This window comes from Mesorhizobium album, from assembly GCF_033977205.1.
Taxonomy (GTDB): Bacteria; Pseudomonadota; Alphaproteobacteria; order Rhizobiales; family Rhizobiaceae; genus Mesorhizobium; species Mesorhizobium album.
Genome location: NZ_JAVIIW010000006.1, coordinates 70,503 through 86,172 on the forward strand (window position 1 = coordinate 70,503; position 15,670 = coordinate 86,172).

Genomic DNA, 15,670 nt, shown 5'->3' on the forward strand with positions numbered 1-15,670 from the left:
GAAGCGCCATGCCGTTCGTCAGCATACGGATACTCGAGGGTCATTCGCAAACCCGCAAGAACGAGATCTCCCGCCGCGTCACGGAAGCGATCAGCGAAGTCGCCGAACTGCCCAAGGAAGCCATCTGGGTGGTGATCGAGGATGTTCCGGGCAGCGATTGGTTCGTCGCCGGCAAGCCCGTGCGCGAGCCGAAGGGTTCGTGATGTCGATCCCGGCGCGCGCCCATCATTCCGGCTTTGGCGACGTCGTCGGCAATGCGGCGATGGAGCGGCTCGCCACGGGCTACGGCTTCATCGAGGGGCCGGTATGGCACCCTTACGAGAAATGGCTGGTCTTTTCCGACATTCCGCAAAGCCGCATGTACCGGCGCAGCGCCTCGGGCGAGATCGAACTGTTTCGCGAACCGAGCCAGATGGCCAATGGCAACACGCTCGACCGGCAGGGGCGACTGGTGACCTGCGAGCACGCCACCAGCCGCGTCACCCGAGCCGAGCCGAACGGCACGACGACGGTTCTCGCCACCCATTACCGGGGGATGCAGCTCAACAGTCCGAACGACATCGTCGTTGCCACCGGGGGCTCGGTCTATTTCACCGATCCGACCTACGGCCGGGCGGAATTCTACGGCGTGCCGAGGCCGCAGGAGCTGCCTCACCAGGGTGTCTACCGGATCGACGGCGACGGCGCTCGGCTGACGCTCGTCGCCGACGATTTCGCGCAGCCCAACGGGCTCTGCTTCTCGCTTGATGAATCGCGGCTCTTCGTCAACGACACCGAGCGCGGCCACATCAGGGTGTTCGGCGTGGAGGCGAACGGCGATCTCAATGGCGGCGCGGTGTGGGCGGTGACGGAAGGCGATGCGCCGGGTTCTCCGGACGGGATGAAGATCGACAGCCGGGGCAATCTCTATTGCACCGGGCCCGGCGGCATCCATGTCTTCGACGCTTCCGGCGACCTTCTCGGCGTCATTGCGACGCCGGAATTTTGTGCCAATTTCACCTTCGGCGACGACGATCTGAGGAGCCTCTATATTGCCGCCTCGACGTCGCTTTACCGGCTGAGGGTCAGGGTGCCGGGACTGAGACTGTTTTGAGCGAGCAGGCTCGGATCGGATTGGAGTGAAGCCGGCCCGCAAGGCCGATGGAAGTGCAGCAGTCAACACATCTGGGAGGATAATGACATGAAGAAACTACTGGTCCTGAGCGCCTTTGCCGCCATGCTCGCCTCGGGCACGGCACTTGCCGACACGAGCGGCAAGAAGATCGCCTTCTCCAACAATTATGCCGGCAATTCGTGGCGCCAGGCGATGCTCGACAGCTATGGCATCGTCACCAAGAAGGCGGTCGAGGACAAGGTGGTCGCCGCGGCGGATGTCTTCACCACCGCTGACAAGGAAGTGCCGACCCAGGCCGCGCAGGTGCAGAACCTGATCCTGCAGGGCTATGACGCGATCGTCATCAACGCCGCTTCGCCGGATGCGCTCAACGGCGCCATCAAGCAAGCCTGCGACGCCGGCATCGTGGTCGTCTCCTTCGACGGCATCGTCACCGAGCCCTGCGCCTACCGCGTCGTCGTCGACTTCAAGGACATGGGCAAGCAGGAAGTCGAGCAGATGGCCAAGTTCCAGCCGAAGGGCGGCAACCTGCTCGAGATCCGCGGGCTGGCCGGCACCTCGATCGACGACGCTATCCATGCCGGCATCCTTGAAGGCGTCGCCGCCCATCCCGAGTTCAAGATCGTCGGCTCGGTGACCGGTGACTGGGACCAGACCACGGCGCAGAAAGCGGTGGCGACCATCCTGCCATCGCTGCCGGATGTCGTCGGCATCGTCGACCAGGGCGGTGACGGCTATGGCGCCGCGCAGGCCTTCGCCGCCGCCAACAAGCCGCGCCCGACCATCATCATGGGCAACCGCCAGGACGAGCTGAAGTGGTGGAAGGAGCAGAAGGAAAAGGACGGCTACAAGACCTGGTCGGCCTCGATCGCGCCTGGTGTGTCGACGCTCGCCTTCTGGGTGGCGCAGCAGGTGCTCGACGGCCGCAAGGACATTCCGCACGACCTCCTGGTGCCCTATCTCGCCTTCACCCAGGACGATTTCGAGGCCGCGCTGCCAAAGATCAAGGAAGGCGGCGTCGCCACCCACGAATACACCCAGGAAGAGGCCACCGCGGCCATCAAGGCCAACATCAAGCAATAGCGGCGCGACATTGCCAGCCGCATCGCCAACCGGATATCGTTGAGGATGCTTCAGGCTATTGCAGATATCGTCAGACTGGACGGCGCCGAAAAGCACTTCGGCGCCGTCCGTGCGCTCAACGGCGTCGACTTCCATGTCGGCACCGGCGAATGCGTCGGGCTGGTCGGGCACAACGGTGCCGGCAAGTCGACGCTCATGCATATGGTGGCGGGCACGCTGCGGCCCGATGGCGGACAGATCGCCGTGCGCGGCAATCAGGAAGCCGCCTATTCCGTGGCACGCGCGCTCGAACTCGGCATACGCTGCGTGTTCCAGGAACTGTCGCTCTGCCCCAACCTCAGCGTCGCCGAGAACACGCGCATCAACCATCCCTCGCTCGCCGGTTTCGGCTGGCGGCGCAAGGCCGCCGATCTCATCCAGGCCAAGCTCGACGAGATCTTTCCGGACCACGGTATTTCGGCCGACGACATTGCCGGCGACCTGTCGATCGGGAGGCGGCAGATGGTCGAGGTGGCGCGCGCCTTCACGCTGACCCGCGAGCCGCTGCATCTGGTCATCCTCGACGAGCCGACCTCGTCGCTCGACGCGCACACGGCCGGGCAGTTGCTCGCTTTCGTGCGCCGCTTCGTCGCCGCCGGCGGCAGCTGCATCCTGATCTCGCATGTGCTGGGCGAGGTGCTGCAGAATGCCGACCGCATCGTGGTGATGCGCGACGGCAAGGTGGTCGCGGCCGATGCCGCCAGCGCTTTCGACCGCGACAAGCTGGTCGCCGCGATGGGCGGCACCGAAGGCCATCAGCGGACCGTTAAAGAGACGCGGAAAGCCGAGGCCGGTGCGCTTAGGGTGCGGGCGCGTCCGGCACGACAACAGGATGGCAAGGAACTTGTCGCCCGCGCGGGCGAGATCATCGGCCTTGCCGGGCTGGCCGGCCATGGCCAGACGGACCTGCTGCTGGCGATCTTCTCAGCCGCCTCCCGCGCCAAGGCCGGCGTCGAGGTGACGGCGCCGGTGGCACTGGTCGCCGGCGACCGCCAGTCGGACGGCATCTTCGCGCAATGGTCGATCGCCCAGAACATCGGCATCCGATCGCTTCAGCGCCTGCGCAACGGCCTGTTGATCTCGCCGCAGCGCGAGGCGGAACTCGCCGAATTCTGGAAGAAGAAGATCGGCATCCGCACGCCGGACATGAACAACAACATCTATTCGCTTTCCGGCGGCAACCAGCAGAAGGCGCTGTTTGCCCGCGCGCTCGGCTCCGATGCCGAGATCGTGCTGATGGACGACCCGATGCGCGGCGTCGATATCGGCACCAAGCTCGAAGTCTACGACCTCGTGCGCGAGGAGGCCGCCAAGGGCCGCACCTTCCTCTGGTACACCACCGAAACCGAAGAGCTCGACAATTGCGACCATGTCTATGTCTTCAAGAACGGGCGGATCGTCGCCAATCTCAGGCGCGACGAGCTGACGGAGGAAAAGATCATCCAGTCCTCGTTCGGCGATGCGGCCTGAGATGACCGCGCTCGCTCCCGGCACAGTTCCGAAAGCTTCGCCGCGTGGCAACGCCGCCAGGGCGCGCATGCTGCGCAGCCTGTTGCCGGCGCTGTCGCTGGCGCTGGTGCTCATGGCGATTGCCTGGCTTAATCCGCGCGCCATCAGCTATTTCGGCTTCAACCTGATGCTCAACCTAGCAATCCCGATCGCGCTGGCGACGATCGCGCAGATGTTCGTCATCGCCGGCAACGAGCTGGACCTGTCGATCGGCACCTTCGTCGGCTTCGTCGGCTGCGTCACCGCGACCTGGCTCAGGGATGCGCCGCTTATCGGCATCGCGGTGCTGCTCGGCGCGATCGCGGTCTACGCGCTGCTCGGCGCGCTGATCCATCTGCGCAACCTGCCTTCGATCGTGGTGACGCTCGGCATGAGCTTCGTCTGGCAGGGGCTTGCCATCCTCATCCTGCCGAAGCCCGGCGGCAAGGCGCCCGACTGGCTGCTGGCGATCATGTCCTTCAAGCCGCCCTACATCCCGTTCCCGATCCTCGCCGCGCTGCTCATCGCGGCGGCGGTGCATTTCGGTCTCATGCGCACCTCCTACGGCGTCATCCTGCGCGGCTCCGGCGGCAATGCCGCGGCGCTCAGGCGCGCCGGCTGGTCGCTGCTCCGGACCAAGATCGTGCTGTTCGCGCTGACCGGCCTGTTCGGCGTGCTCTCCGGCATGGCGCTGATCGGCATTACCACCTCGGCCGATGCCAATATCGGCAACGGCTACACGCTGCTGTCGATCGCCGGCGTCATTCTGGGCGGCGGCGAGTTCGTCGGCGGCCGCGTGTCGCCGATCGGCGCGGTCATCGGCGCGCTGACGCTGGCGCTCGCCGCCTCGCCGCTTCTGACCTTCATGCACATCCCGCCCGACTGGCAGGTGGCCGCCAATGGCGCGATCCTGATCATCGTATTGGCGGCGCGGGTGCTGATCAGCCGCAGGGAAAGGTGAGCGATGGCCTCGCTGCGCATGGTGCTCGAAAAACCCTGGCTCTGGTCCTTCGTCGGCGCGCTTGTCGTGTGGGTGGCGACCGTCGCCTTCACCGGCGGCTACGGCGCCGGCGGCATGGTCACGGCGGCACTTTCGCTCGCCGTCTTCACCGTCATCGTCGGCGTCGGCCAGATGTTCGTCATCACGCTGGGGCCTGGCAATGTCGACCTGTCGCTGCCGGCCAATATCGGGCTGGCAAGTGCTGTGGCGATGAAGGTCATGGGCGGCAGCGATTCCATGATCCTCGTCGGGCTGCTGGCCGCGCTCGCCTGCGGCGCGGCGATCGGCGCCGTCAACTACCTGCTGATCTGGGCGCTCCGCATCCCGCCGATCATCGCGACGCTGTCGGCAAGCTTCATCATCCAGTCGGTGGACATCAGCTACGGCCGCGGCCTGCAGATCAAGCCGCCGCCCGGCTTTGCCGATTTCACCAACTGGCAGATCCTCGGCATACCGCTGCTGGCGATGCTGACGGTGCTGTTCACCATTGGTGCGGCACTTGCGCTGCAGCGCATGATCTATGGCCGCTCGGTGCTGGCGATCGGCCAGAATATCCGCGCCGCCTGGCTCGCCGGCGTCAGTGTCGGCCGCATCCGCTTCCTTACCTACACGCTGTGCGGCGCGCTGGGCGGCATCGACGGGGCGCTGCTCGCCGGCTATTTCCGCGGCGCCAATGTCGACATCGGCAACGAATATCTGCTCGCCTCGATCGCGGTCGTCGTCATCGGCGGCACCTCGGTCGCGGGCGGCAAGGCCAATGTGCCGGGCGTCTGGGGCGCCGGCCTTTTCCTGGTGCTTTTGCTCACCATGCTCAACACCTTCGGCGTCAGCGCCGGCGTGCGGCTGGTGCTGACCGGGCTGATCATCGTCGGGGTCATTACAGCGGCGGGTGGGGAAAGGGCGCTGCGGTAGTCGTAGTGGCGCAGCGCTAAGAGAGGTTGGAGGGACAGCACCCCCCTCTGGCAGGGCAGAGGGGGGTGTGAAGGATCGCAGCGTTTCCATTTTTGCGCATTTGAGCCGGAAGTCGTTCCAGCACATGGCCGCTCCGCCTCCGCCGACAACCATTGTGCCAGCCCACCATCCGGTTCCCATTCGCGGCGCGACCTAGTAAAGCCCTCTCGATCGCAACCGGTCTCGGGAGGTTCCGCTTGTCCAATTTCGTCGACGTCGCGAACGAGAACGGTGTGGCGGTGGTCACGATCGACAATCCGCCGGTCAATGCACTGAGCTCCCATGTCCGCAAGCCGCTTTACGAAGCGCTGGTCGCACTGCGCGACCATCCCTCCGCTAAGGCGATCGTTGTTGTCTGCGCTGGGCGGACTTTTGTTGCCGGCGCCGACATCACCGAATTCGGCAAGCCGGTCGAGCAGCCGGAGCTGCGCGCCATCATCGCCTTGCTGGAGACCATCGCTAAGCCGACGATCGCTGCCATCCACGGCACGGCGCTTGCCGGCGGGCTGGAACTGGCGCTCGGCTGCCATTTCCGCGTTGCCGATCAGGGCGCCAAGCTCGGCCTGCCCGAAGTAAAACTCGGCCTGCTGCCGGGCGGCGGCGGCACGGTGCGTCTGCCCCGCCTCGTTGGTGCTGCGAAAGCGCTGGGCATGATCGTCTCGGGAACGCCGATTTCGGCTGGCGAGGCGAAGGCCGCTGGCCTCGTGGATGCGGTTTTCGATGGCGATCTGTTGGTCGAGGCGGTTCATTTCGCCGGCGAAATGGCCGCCAACGGTGGGCCGTTCGTGCCGGTGCGCGACCGCAACGACCGTCTTGTCGAAAGCGACCTTGCCGCTTTCGACGCGCAGGCGGCTGACCTCGCCAAGAAAGCGCGCGGGCTTGAGGCGCCGCTTGCCTGTGCCGAGGCTGTGCGCAATGCGATCACGTTGCCTTTCGGTCAGGCGCTGGCCACCGAGCGCCAGCTCTTCCAGCAACTCGTCTCCGGCGATCAGTCGCGCGCGCAGCGGCATCTGTTCTTCGCCGAGCGCGAAGCGGCGAAGGTGCCCGGCGAGGATCTGCAGAAGCGGAAGATCGGCCGCGTCGGCATCATCGGCGCCGGCACGATGGGCGGCGGCATCGCCATGGCCTTCGCCAATGGCGGCTTTCCGGTGACCTTGCTGGAAACGAGCGAGGAGGCATTGCAGCGCGGGCTGGCGACGATCGAGAAGAACTACGCTGTTTCAGTCGGTCGGGGCTCGCTGAGCGAGGCGGCGAAGCAGCAGCGGCTTAGCCTGTTCAAGGGCAGCACCGATTACGCCGATCTCGCCGAATGCGACCTGATTATCGAGGCCGTGTTCGAGGACATGGCGGTGAAGAAAGAGGTGTTCGGCAGGCTCGACGCAGTCGCCAAGCCCGGCGCCATCCTCGCCACCAACACGTCCTATCTCGACGTGAACGCCATCGCCGCCTCGATCTCGCGGCCGCAGGACGTGCTCGGCATGCATTTCTTCTCGCCGGCCAATGTCATGAAGTTGCTGGAGATCGTGCGCGCCGAAAAGACGGCACCCGATGCGTTGGCGACGGTCGCCGATCTGGCGCGGCGCATCGGCAAGGTGGCGGTCGTCGTCGGCGTCTGCCACGGCTTCGTCGGCAACCGCATGCTGGCCGCGCGAGGCGCTGAGAACGAATTCCTGCTGCTCGAAGGCGCGACGCCCGGCCAGGTCGACAAGGCTTTCACCGATTTCGGCTGGCCGATGGGACCGTTCCAGATGGGCGACCTCGCCGGCCTCGATATCGGCTGGCGCAACCGCAAGGCGCGCGGCCAGAAGGCCGTGATTGCCGATACGCTGTGCGAGCAAGGCCGCTTCGGCCAGAAGTCCGGGCGCGGCTGGTATCGTTACGAAAGCGGCTCGCGCGAGTCGGTTGCCGATCCGGACGTCGAGGCGCTGATCCGCGCCAAGGCGGCCGAACGCGGCATCGCGCCGCGTGTGATCGGCGCCGACGAGATCATCGAACGCACACTCTATCCGCTGGTCAACGAGGGCGCGAAGATCCTCGAAGAGGGGATCGCGGCGCGGGCGTCCGATATCGATGTCGTCTGGGCTAATGGTTACGGCTTCCCGGTCGGCAAGGGCGGACCGATGTTCTGGGCCGGGCTCGAAGGCGGGGGCAGGATCGTCGAGCGGCTGGAGTATTGGTATCGGCAAACCGGCCGGGCGATCTTCGAGCCGGCGCCGGTGCTGAGAAGGTTTGCCGAGACGGGTTCGTGGGAGAGAGTGGGCGGATAGTGCTGGGTCGACGTCCTTTACTTTGTCATTCCAGGGCGAAGCGAAGCGTAGACCTATGGAATCCATGCCGTTACGTCAAACCGAGACTGCGACGGTCCAGAACAAGCGCTAGCACAGCCGTCACTCGTTCTGCGCCGTCGCGGCGCTCAGCAGTCACGGCATGGATCCTATGGTCTACGCCGCGTCGCTTCGCTCCTTGCTTCGCCATAGGATGACGAAGGAGAGGACCGCCCTCTGCCATCCCACCAAATTTGACCATGTGGACAAAAGTCGGGCGCCGTTCCATAGTCCCTCGTCCGACATTTTATGAACGGCCGGCTCGACACGGCCGTCGAACCGAGGGGAATTTCAATGGAAAACGATCATAGCAAAACGCAACGCGCCGGCCTGTCGCGGCGCAACGTGCTGGAACTCGGCGCGCTGGGTTTGGCGGCGGCCGCGCTGCCGAATGTTGCCTTCGCCAAGGACAAGAAGCTGAAGGTGGCGGCGATCTTCGCCACGCCGATCGAGGAGCCTTGGGACAACCAGATCCATGTCGCGCTGCAGAAGGCCGAGAAGGAGCTGGGCATCGACTACAAATGGTCGGAAAAGGTGCAGACCGCCGACTTCAGCCGCGTCATGCGCGAATATGCGCAGGGCGGCTACCAGCTAGTGCTGGGCGACGCCTTCGCCGCCGAGCGCGAATCGCGAAAGACCGCCAAGCAGTTCCCGAAGACTGCCTTCCTGTTCGGCTCCGGCGCCGGTCCGGCCGAACCCAATTTCGGCGTCTTCGACAACTGGATCCATGAGCCGGCCTATCTCTCCGGCATGATCGCCGGCAAGATGTCGAAGTCGGGCACGGTCGGCGCCGTCGCGGCGATGGGCATTCCGGAAGTCAATCGGCTGGTCAACGCCTTCTTTGCCGGCGCCAAGGAGGTCAACCCGAACGTCAAGAAGAAGGTCGCCTTCATCGGCTCCTTCTTCGATCCGCCGAAGGCCAAGGAAGCAGCGGTGGCGCAGATCGATGCCGGCGTCGATGTCATCTATGCCGAGCGCTTTGGCGTCATCGAGGCGGCGGTCGAGAAGAAGATCTACGCCATCTCCAACATGTCCGACCAGTCGAGCCTCGGCCCCGACACGGTCATCACCGGCCCGGTGTGGGACATGTACCCGACGGTCGAGCAGGCGATCAAGCTGGTCAAGGCCGGCGTCTTCACCGCGCAGGACTACGGTGACTTCGCGCGCATGGCCAAGGGCGGCTCCTATCTCGCGCCCTACCACAAGTTCGACAACACGCTGCCCGCCGAGGTCAAGGCGCTGGTCGAGAAGAAGAAGGCCGAGATCCTCGAAGGCAATTTCCGCGTCGACGTCGACGAGAACACGCCGGTTTCGGATTGATCGCTTTATGGCTTGGGTTGGCGCCCAGCCACCCCCTTCTGCCCTGCCGGGCATCTCCCCCTCAAGGGGGGAGATCGGCAGCTTCGCCGGCAGCCCTATTATGATCGGTATGATCGGCGGAAAATTGGCGAAGACCGACGTGACATCCAATCTCCCCCGTTGAGGGGGAGATGGCCGGCAGGCCAGAGGGGGGTGTGACGGGCACGCCCGTCCAAGTCGAGCCAAGCCAAAGCCAACCCCTCAGGAGCACCCTTGTCCGCCCCTCTGATCGAAATGCGCGGCATCACCAAGAGCTTCGGCGCCGTCAAGGCGAACGAGGCCGTGGACCTTAGCGTAGCACCCGGCGAGATCCTCGGCCTGCTCGGCGAGAATGGCGCCGGCAAGACGACGCTGATGAACGTGCTGTTCGGCGCTTACGCGCCGGACGCGGGCGACCTCCTGGTCGAGGGCAAGCCGGTCGCCATCCACAATTCCGCCGATGCCTTGGCCGCCGGCATCGGCATGGTGCACCAGCATTTCCATCTGGCGCCGCGCCTCACGGTGCTGGAAAACCTTCTGATCGGCATTCCCGGCAAGTCTGGCCGGATCGACCGCGCCGGCGGGCTGGCGCGGCTGAAGGAGATCGGCCGCCGGCATGGTTTGAGCCTCGATCCCGACCTGCCGGTCTCGGCGCTGTCGGTCGGCGAGCAGCAGCGGCTGGAGATCATCAAGGCGCTGTTTCGCGGCGCAAGGCTCTTGATCCTCGACGAGCCGACGGCGGTGCTGGCGCCGAGCGAGGTCGATGGCCTGTTCGCTGCCCTGCGCTCGATGGCGGCGCAAGGGCTCGGCATCATCTTCATCTCGCACAAGCTCAATGAGGTGAGGGCGCTCACGCATCGCTGCGTGGTGCTGCGGCACGGCAAGGTCGCCGGCCGCGTCGACCATCCGGCAGAAACGACATCGGCCGAAATGGCGAAGCTGATGTGCGGCCACGAAATCGTGCCGCCGACCAAAGAGGCTTCGACGCCAGGCGCCTCCGTGCTGACGCTCGACGGCATTTCCACCTCCGGTCATGCCGGCATGCCGCTGCGCGAGGTGTCGCTTTTCGTCCGCGCGGGCGAGATCCTGGGCATTGCCGGCGTCTCCGGCAACGGCCAGCGGGCGCTCGCCGACGTGATCTCAGGCATGCTGTCGCCCAGTGCCGGCGCGATGACGATAGCCGGCAAAAAGGTGGCGCAATTCTCGCCGCGCGAGCTGCAGGCGCTCGGCCTCGGCCGCATTCCGGAAGACCGGATGACGACCGGGCTGGTGACCAACCTGCCGCTCGCCGATTCCATGGTGCTGCCGCGTATCGGCATCGAAGCCTTCAGCCGCAAGGGGCTGCTCAATCCGGCCGCCATCCGCGCCTTCACTGAGGCGCAGATCAAAGCCTTTGACATACGCTGTCCCGGGCCGATGGTGCGCGCCGGCGCGCTTTCCGGCGGCAATCTGCAGAAGGCGCTTTTGGCGCGCGAACTGGCTTTCGACCCAAAAGTGCTGATCGTCTCGCAGCCGACGCGCGGCCTCGACATAGGTGCTGCCCGCTTCATCCACGAGAAGTTTCTCGACATGCGCGGCAAGGGCTGCGGCATCGTCGTGATCAGTGAGGATCTCGAGGAATTGCTGATGCTCTCCGACCGCATCGCGGTGATGTATGAGGGCCGTATCGTCGGCACGCTTTCCGGCGCGGATGCCACGGTCGCAAGGCTCGGCCTGATGATGACCGGCGCAGAGGGACACGCCTGATGTTTCGTCTCGAAGCCCGCACGTCGACGCCCGCCTGGTTCAATCTCGCGCTGCCGCTGCTGGCCATTGCAGTCGCGCTTATCCTGTGCAGCGGCCTGATTGCGATTGCCGGCGCCGGTGTGGCCGAGGCCTATGGCGTGATGCTCTCGGCCTCGCTTGGCGACAGCTACGCCATCACCGAGACGCTGGTGCGCGCCGCGCCGATGATCTTCACCGGCCTTGCGGTGGCGATCGCCTTCCGGGCAAGATTCTGGAACATCGGCGCCGAGGGCCAGCTGTTGGCCGGTGCGGTGGCGAGCTGTGCCGTCGGCGCGATCCCGATGCCGGGTTACCTCGCCATGTTGCTGATGGCACTGGTGGGTGCCGCCGCCGGCGCCATCGTCGCGCTGGTGCCGGCGACGCTCAGGGTCAAGTTCAAGGTCGATGACGTGGTGAGCTCGCTGCTGCTCAACTCGGTCATCTATTACGCGCTGATGGCGCTGATCGAGGGACCGTGGAAGGATACGTTCAGCGGCTATCCGATCTCGCCGCCGATCGAGGATTCGGCCAATTTTCCGGTGCTGATCGAAGGCACGCGGCTGCATATCGGCGTCGTGGTGGCGCTGATCGCAGCACCCTTGATCTGGTTCCTGATCGCGCGCACTACGCTCGGCTTCCGCATCCGCGTCACCGGCGAGAACCCGGAGGCCGCGCGTTATGGCGGCATCAATGTGCAGCGCGTGCTGCTTTCCACCGCGCTGCTTTCCGGCGCGCTGGCGGGACTGGCAGGCGTCGGCGAGGTCGGCGGCGTGCACTTCCAGGTGATGAGCGACATCTCGCCGGGTTATGGCTATTCCGGCATCGTCGTGGCGATGCTGGCCAGGCTCAACCCGCTCGGCGCGGTGCCGGCGGCGCTCTTCCTTGCCGCCGTCATGACCGGCGCCGAGGCGATGTCGCGGGCGACCGGCGTGCCGGCTTTCTTAAGCGACGTCATCCAGGGCACGGCGCTGCTTGCCATGCTGGTGGCGCTGCTCTTCACCGCCTACCGCATCCGCCGCGTCGGAGCGTCCGCATGAGCGCGGTGTTCGAGCAGATTTTTCAGGTCGGCTTCCTCGCCGCCATCATCCGCATCGCCACGCCGCTCGCTTTCGCCACGCTCGGCGAAATGTTTTCCGAGCGCGCCGGCGTGCTCAATCTCGGCATCGAAGGCATCATGCTCTTGTCGGCGATGGCCGGCTTCACCGCCGCCAGCTTGAGTGGCAGCCTGTGGCTCGGCGTGCTGGTCGCCGTGCTCGTCGGCGCGCTGATGGGCGCCTTGCATGCGCTGTTCACGGTAGCCCTGGGCTTGAGCCAGCATGTCTGCGGCATCGGCGTGACGCTGTTCTCATCCGGCCTTGCCTATTTCCTCTACCGGCTGATCTTCGGCCAGCAGTCGGTGCCGCCGAGCATCGACGGCTTCAAGCCGGTGCCGATCCCGCTGCTGTCGGACATTCCGGTCCTGGGACCGGCGGTATTCAACCAGTTCACGCTGGTCTATCTTGCGATCGTCGCCATTCCGCTCGCAGCCTTCGTGCTCTACCGCACGCCCTGGGGGCTGTCGGTACGCATGGTTGGCGAGAACCCACGTGCTGCCGACTCGGCCGGCGTCGGCGTGATCGCTACGCGCTTTCAGGCGGTGATGCTCGGCGGCGCGCTGATGGGCCTCGCCGGCGCCTTCCTCACCATGGCGCAGTTCAACGCCTTCACCTTCGGCGTGGTCTCAGGCCGCGGCTGGGTGGCGATCGCGCTGGTCGTGTTCGGCCGCTGGGACCCTTGGCGCTCGGCGGGTGCCGCGCTGCTTTTCGCCTTCGTCGATGCGCTGCAGCTCAGGATGCAGGCCAGCGGGCTCGGCCACATCCCCTACGAAGCGTTCCTGATGCTGCCCTTCATCTTCACCATCATCGCCATGGCGATCATGTCGCGCAACGCGGTCGCGCCGTCGGCGCTGCTGAAGCCGTTCCGGAGGGAAGAGCGGTAGGAGTAGGACTTGGTATCCTTTCCTCTCCCTCCGGAGGGGGGAGAGGTGGCGCTGCGAAGCAGCGACGGAGTGGGGGAACCACCTGGCAACCGTCGCCAACGGATATTGAAAGAGGACCCAAGGTGCAAGAATCTTCCTGCACCGCGCCAAGGGTCGACCCCCACTCCGTCGAGCTGCGCTCGACACCTCTCCGCCGATCGACGGGGGAAGGACGCCAAGCTGTCCCTGCGACGAAGAAGCTGGATCTTGGGATGCCTCAGATCGCCGTAAACGCGTTGTCCACAAACAGATGCGCGCCGTTGACGAAGCTTGATTCGTCGCTCGCCAGGAAGAGCGCGGCTTTTGCCACCTCTTCGGGCTCGCCGATGCGGCCCTGCTGCGCGGCCATGGCGGCGTCGGAGACATCGACACCGAGCTTGCCGAGGTCGGCTACCTCGCGCAGGCCGTGCGGCGTGCGGATGAAGCCGGGGCAGACGGCGTTGCAGCGGATGTTGCGGTCGCGGAACTCGACCGCGATGGCGCGGGCGAACATGTGGCAGGCGCCTTTGGTGGTGTCATAGAGCACTTCGTTCGGCGTCGCTGCTACCGCCGAGATCGACGAGGTGCAGACGATCGAGCCGCCGCCGGCGGCGATCATGCTGGGAAGCACGGCGCGCGTCATCAGGAACATCGAGCGGACGTTGACGGCGTGCAGCCAGTCCCATTCCTTGAGCGTCGTTTCCAGGAAGGGCTTTATCACGATGGTGCCGGCGTGGTTGAACAGCACGGTGACCGGGCCGAGTTTGGCCGTCGCTGCCTTAACCGCGGCTTCGACCTGAGCCTCGTCCGAGACATCGGCCACGAAATGCTCGGCGATGTGGCCGCGCGCCCGGATCGCCGCGGCGGTCTTGCCGGCCGCCTCGCCGTTGCGATCGATGATCGCCACCTTGGCGCCTTCGGCGGCGAACAGCTCGGAAGCCGCTCCGCCCATGCCCGTCGCGCCGCCCGAGATGATGGCGACCTTGCCCGCCAGCCTTCCAGCCATGTCTTTCTCCTAAGGGTCATTGCTCTGGGCCGATGCTATCCCTTGACATTCGGGATGGCCAAGCTCTGCCGAACCAGGGCTTTTTGGCCTCGGAAACCGCTCCGATTGACCGACTCCAAGTTCACGACCGGAGGCCGGCGCCTCATGCGCTGACGGTCGGCCATCCTTTTTTATGGTAAGAAAAACCACCTTGGGGCGGAATCTGAGAACGTTGTTCCAAAAATTTCGCAAAAATAGCAATCGACAAAGTCTACTAACTTTATAGATTAATGGCCGAGACGGAGGCTCGACCATGACCTACATGCAGAACGCTCAGCGCAAGGGCCAAAGGCTGACCGCCGACCAGAGCTGGAGGCCCGCCTATGGCGGCACCTTCGCCTATCTCGTTTTCGCGCTGGCATTCGTGTTCACGGGCGCGGTGGTGCTGGGTCTCATTCCGTGACAATTGGGCCTGACGATCGGGCCATGACCGCATCGGGACCAAGGCCCCGCTGCCAAACAATCTGAGTTGAGTAGACGGAGCAGATGACTGGCCAAGCGCCGGGCGCTGTCGCGCGTCCGCGCAGGATTTGTTCGCGGGTTTTCAGAGCGGGGCAACCCAACGTGATGGAGGAGATGGCGATGCCGATCGAGTTCACGCATGTTCCCGGTAAGCCTGCCAATGGCAGCTTCTTCTATGATTTCGCCGAGACCGCGACCAAGCTGTCGCTGATCGAGGATGCGGGTTTCCGCAAGCTGGTCGTCGACGATCCGGCCGGCCTGCTCACCAATATGGACATCGCCGCGCAGACGCTCGACCGCACGGTGTCGCTGGAAGTCGTGTTGACGCATTGGGCCGGCGTCATCGAGCCGACGGTGGCGGCACGGCAGCTCGCCGCGCTCGACGCCAAGAGCGGCGGCCGCCTGTCGCTCAGAATGCTGAGCGAGCCGCTGGAGGACAGCGATGCCGAGGCGCGACCGGTCGGCCACAGCGTGGTCTGGCAGCGCATCGACGAATATCTGGTGCTCTTGAAGCGGCTGTGGTCGAACGACAAGCCCTTCGATCACGAGGGCGCCTTCTACAGCGTGAGGGGCGGTTATGTGCCGCGCAAAGGCCCGCATGGCGCCGACCTCACCATCCGCCTCGGCGGCCAGTCCGGCACGGCGCTGAAGGTCGCCGGCCGGCACGCCGATGTCTTCGAGCTGGCTGCTGGCTCGCCGGATGAGGTTGCGCAGCTGATGCAGCGCGTGCGCAGTGCCGCCGCCGAACACGGCCGGGCCGGCAAACTGCGCTTTGCGCTGCCCGTGCGTCTTCGCTCCGAGGGCTGGCCGGACGCCGCCGACCACCGGGTGGTCGAGGTTGCCGGGCCGCCGGCGCAGGCTGCGCTCTCGCTGCTGCCCTATGCCGCCCTGGGCATCGAGGAATTCATGATCAGCGGCATCGACCGCCCCAGCGACATCGCTCGGATCGGGCGCGAGACGATCACGCTGATCTCGAATTCGCTGGCGCGGCGCGAAGTCGAGATACCCCAACCGGGCGCCTTCGCCTCGAATCCGCCGCGGGCCGCGCGCTCCCCGTTCTGAGGGA

At 65.5% G+C, this 15,670-nt stretch carries 14 protein-coding genes; 13 read left to right on the forward strand and 1 reads right to left on the reverse strand.

Annotated elements, in window-relative coordinates; genetic code table 11:
- The first annotated feature begins 8 nt into the window (after nucleotides 1-8).
- The 11 genes from RFN28_RS07155 (at nucleotide 9) to RFN28_RS07205 (ending at nucleotide 13,079) form a co-directional block, all read left to right on the forward strand.
- Entirely contained in the window at nucleotides 9-203 is a 195-nt protein-coding gene (locus RFN28_RS07155) for a tautomerase family protein (RefSeq protein WP_320286667.1), read from the forward strand.
- The gene (locus RFN28_RS07160; RefSeq protein WP_320286668.1) at nucleotides 203-1,093 is read left to right on the forward strand and encodes an SMP-30/gluconolactonase/LRE family protein; all 891 of its coding nucleotides are present in this window, start codon (nucleotides 203-205) and stop codon (nucleotides 1,091-1,093) included. Before RFN28_RS07155 ends, RFN28_RS07160 begins: the two co-directional genes overlap by 1 nt.
- Before the next feature lie 87 nt (nucleotides 1,094-1,180).
- Nucleotides 1,181-2,197, forward strand: a complete 1,017-nt coding sequence (locus tag RFN28_RS07165) for an ABC transporter substrate-binding protein (protein WP_040974555.1) — start codon at nucleotides 1,181-1,183, stop codon at nucleotides 2,195-2,197.
- A 45-nt stretch (nucleotides 2,198-2,242) separates the two neighbouring features.
- Complete coding sequence (locus RFN28_RS07170; RefSeq protein ID WP_320286669.1) at nucleotides 2,243-3,706, forward strand: sugar ABC transporter ATP-binding protein; 1,464 nt, start codon at nucleotides 2,243-2,245, stop codon at nucleotides 3,704-3,706.
- Nucleotide 3,707: 1 nt separating this feature from the next.
- The gene (locus tag RFN28_RS07175; RefSeq protein ID WP_320286670.1) at nucleotides 3,708-4,685 is read left to right on the forward strand and encodes an ABC transporter permease; all 978 of its coding nucleotides are present in this window, start codon (nucleotides 3,708-3,710) and stop codon (nucleotides 4,683-4,685) included.
- Between the two features lie 3 nt (nucleotides 4,686-4,688).
- Complete coding sequence (locus tag RFN28_RS07180) at nucleotides 4,689-5,636, forward strand: ABC transporter permease (protein WP_320286671.1); 948 nt, start codon at nucleotides 4,689-4,691, stop codon at nucleotides 5,634-5,636.
- Between the two features lie 236 nt (nucleotides 5,637-5,872).
- On the forward strand, nucleotides 5,873-7,942 hold the full coding sequence (locus RFN28_RS07185) for a 3-hydroxyacyl-CoA dehydrogenase NAD-binding domain-containing protein (protein ID WP_320286672.1): 2,070 nt from the start codon (nucleotides 5,873-5,875) through the stop codon (nucleotides 7,940-7,942).
- A gap of 351 nt (nucleotides 7,943-8,293) precedes the next feature.
- Nucleotides 8,294-9,319, forward strand: a complete 1,026-nt coding sequence (locus tag RFN28_RS07190) for a BMP family protein (protein WP_320286673.1) — start codon at nucleotides 8,294-8,296, stop codon at nucleotides 9,317-9,319.
- 252 nt (nucleotides 9,320-9,571) lie between these two features.
- Complete coding sequence (locus RFN28_RS07195) at nucleotides 9,572-11,083, forward strand: ABC transporter ATP-binding protein (RefSeq protein ID WP_320286674.1); 1,512 nt, start codon at nucleotides 9,572-9,574, stop codon at nucleotides 11,081-11,083.
- Nucleotides 11,083-12,138, forward strand: a complete 1,056-nt coding sequence (locus tag RFN28_RS07200) for an ABC transporter permease (protein WP_320286675.1) — start codon at nucleotides 11,083-11,085, stop codon at nucleotides 12,136-12,138. The genes RFN28_RS07195 and RFN28_RS07200 overlap by 1 nt, the downstream gene beginning before the upstream one ends.
- Nucleotides 12,135-13,079 carry an ABC transporter permease gene (locus RFN28_RS07205; RefSeq protein ID WP_320286676.1) on the forward strand — a complete coding sequence of 315 codons (945 nt, stop codon included), beginning with the start codon at nucleotides 12,135-12,137 and terminating at the stop codon, nucleotides 13,077-13,079. Before RFN28_RS07200 ends, RFN28_RS07205 begins: the two co-directional genes overlap by 4 nt.
- Nucleotides 13,080-13,335: 256 nt before the next feature.
- Here the strand turns inward: RFN28_RS07205 and RFN28_RS07210 are convergent, their stop codons facing one another.
- Entirely contained in the window at nucleotides 13,336-14,103 is a 768-nt protein-coding gene (locus RFN28_RS07210; RefSeq protein ID WP_320286677.1) for an SDR family NAD(P)-dependent oxidoreductase, read from the reverse strand.
- A 292-nt stretch (nucleotides 14,104-14,395) separates the two neighbouring features.
- Between RFN28_RS07210 and RFN28_RS07215 the strand changes: the two genes are divergently transcribed.
- Together RFN28_RS07215 and RFN28_RS07220 are read left to right on the forward strand one after the other, a co-directional pair.
- The gene (locus tag RFN28_RS07215) at nucleotides 14,396-14,545 is read left to right on the forward strand and encodes a hypothetical protein (protein ID WP_320286678.1); all 150 of its coding nucleotides are present in this window, start codon (nucleotides 14,396-14,398) and stop codon (nucleotides 14,543-14,545) included.
- A gap of 179 nt (nucleotides 14,546-14,724) precedes the next feature.
- Nucleotides 14,725-15,666: an LLM class flavin-dependent oxidoreductase gene (locus RFN28_RS07220; RefSeq protein WP_320286679.1), complete on the forward strand. Its 942-nt coding sequence runs from the start codon at nucleotides 14,725-14,727 to the stop codon at nucleotides 15,664-15,666.
- Nucleotides 15,667-15,670: the final 4 nt, after the last annotated feature.

What these genes read in the sequence shown, in the direction of transcription:
- RFN28_RS07155 (WP_320286667.1), top strand. Translation starts at nt 9, where the DNA reads ATGCCGTTCGTCAGCATACGGATACTCGAGGGTCATTCGCAAACCCGC.
- RFN28_RS07160 (WP_320286668.1), top strand. Translation starts at nt 203, where the DNA reads ATGTCGATCCCGGCGCGCGCCCATCATTCCGGCTTTGGCGACGTCGTC.
- RFN28_RS07165 (WP_040974555.1), top strand. Translation starts at nt 1,181, where the DNA reads ATGAAGAAACTACTGGTCCTGAGCGCCTTTGCCGCCATGCTCGCCTCG.
- RFN28_RS07170 (WP_320286669.1), top strand. Translation starts at nt 2,243, where the DNA reads ATGCTTCAGGCTATTGCAGATATCGTCAGACTGGACGGCGCCGAAAAG.
- RFN28_RS07175 (WP_320286670.1), top strand. Translation starts at nt 3,708, where the DNA reads ATGACCGCGCTCGCTCCCGGCACAGTTCCGAAAGCTTCGCCGCGTGGC.
- RFN28_RS07180 (WP_320286671.1), top strand. Translation starts at nt 4,689, where the DNA reads ATGGCCTCGCTGCGCATGGTGCTCGAAAAACCCTGGCTCTGGTCCTTC.
- RFN28_RS07190 (WP_320286673.1), top strand. Translation starts at nt 8,294, where the DNA reads ATGGAAAACGATCATAGCAAAACGCAACGCGCCGGCCTGTCGCGGCGC.
- RFN28_RS07200 (WP_320286675.1), top strand. Translation starts at nt 11,083, where the DNA reads ATGTTTCGTCTCGAAGCCCGCACGTCGACGCCCGCCTGGTTCAATCTC.
- RFN28_RS07205 (WP_320286676.1), top strand. Translation starts at nt 12,135, where the DNA reads ATGAGCGCGGTGTTCGAGCAGATTTTTCAGGTCGGCTTCCTCGCCGCC.
- RFN28_RS07210 (WP_320286677.1), bottom strand. Translation starts at nt 14,103, where the DNA reads ATGGCTGGAAGGCTGGCGGGCAAGGTCGCCATCATCTCGGGCGGCGCG.
- RFN28_RS07215 (WP_320286678.1), top strand. Translation starts at nt 14,396, where the DNA reads ATGACCTACATGCAGAACGCTCAGCGCAAGGGCCAAAGGCTGACCGCC.
- RFN28_RS07220 (WP_320286679.1), top strand. Translation starts at nt 14,725, where the DNA reads ATGCCGATCGAGTTCACGCATGTTCCCGGTAAGCCTGCCAATGGCAGC.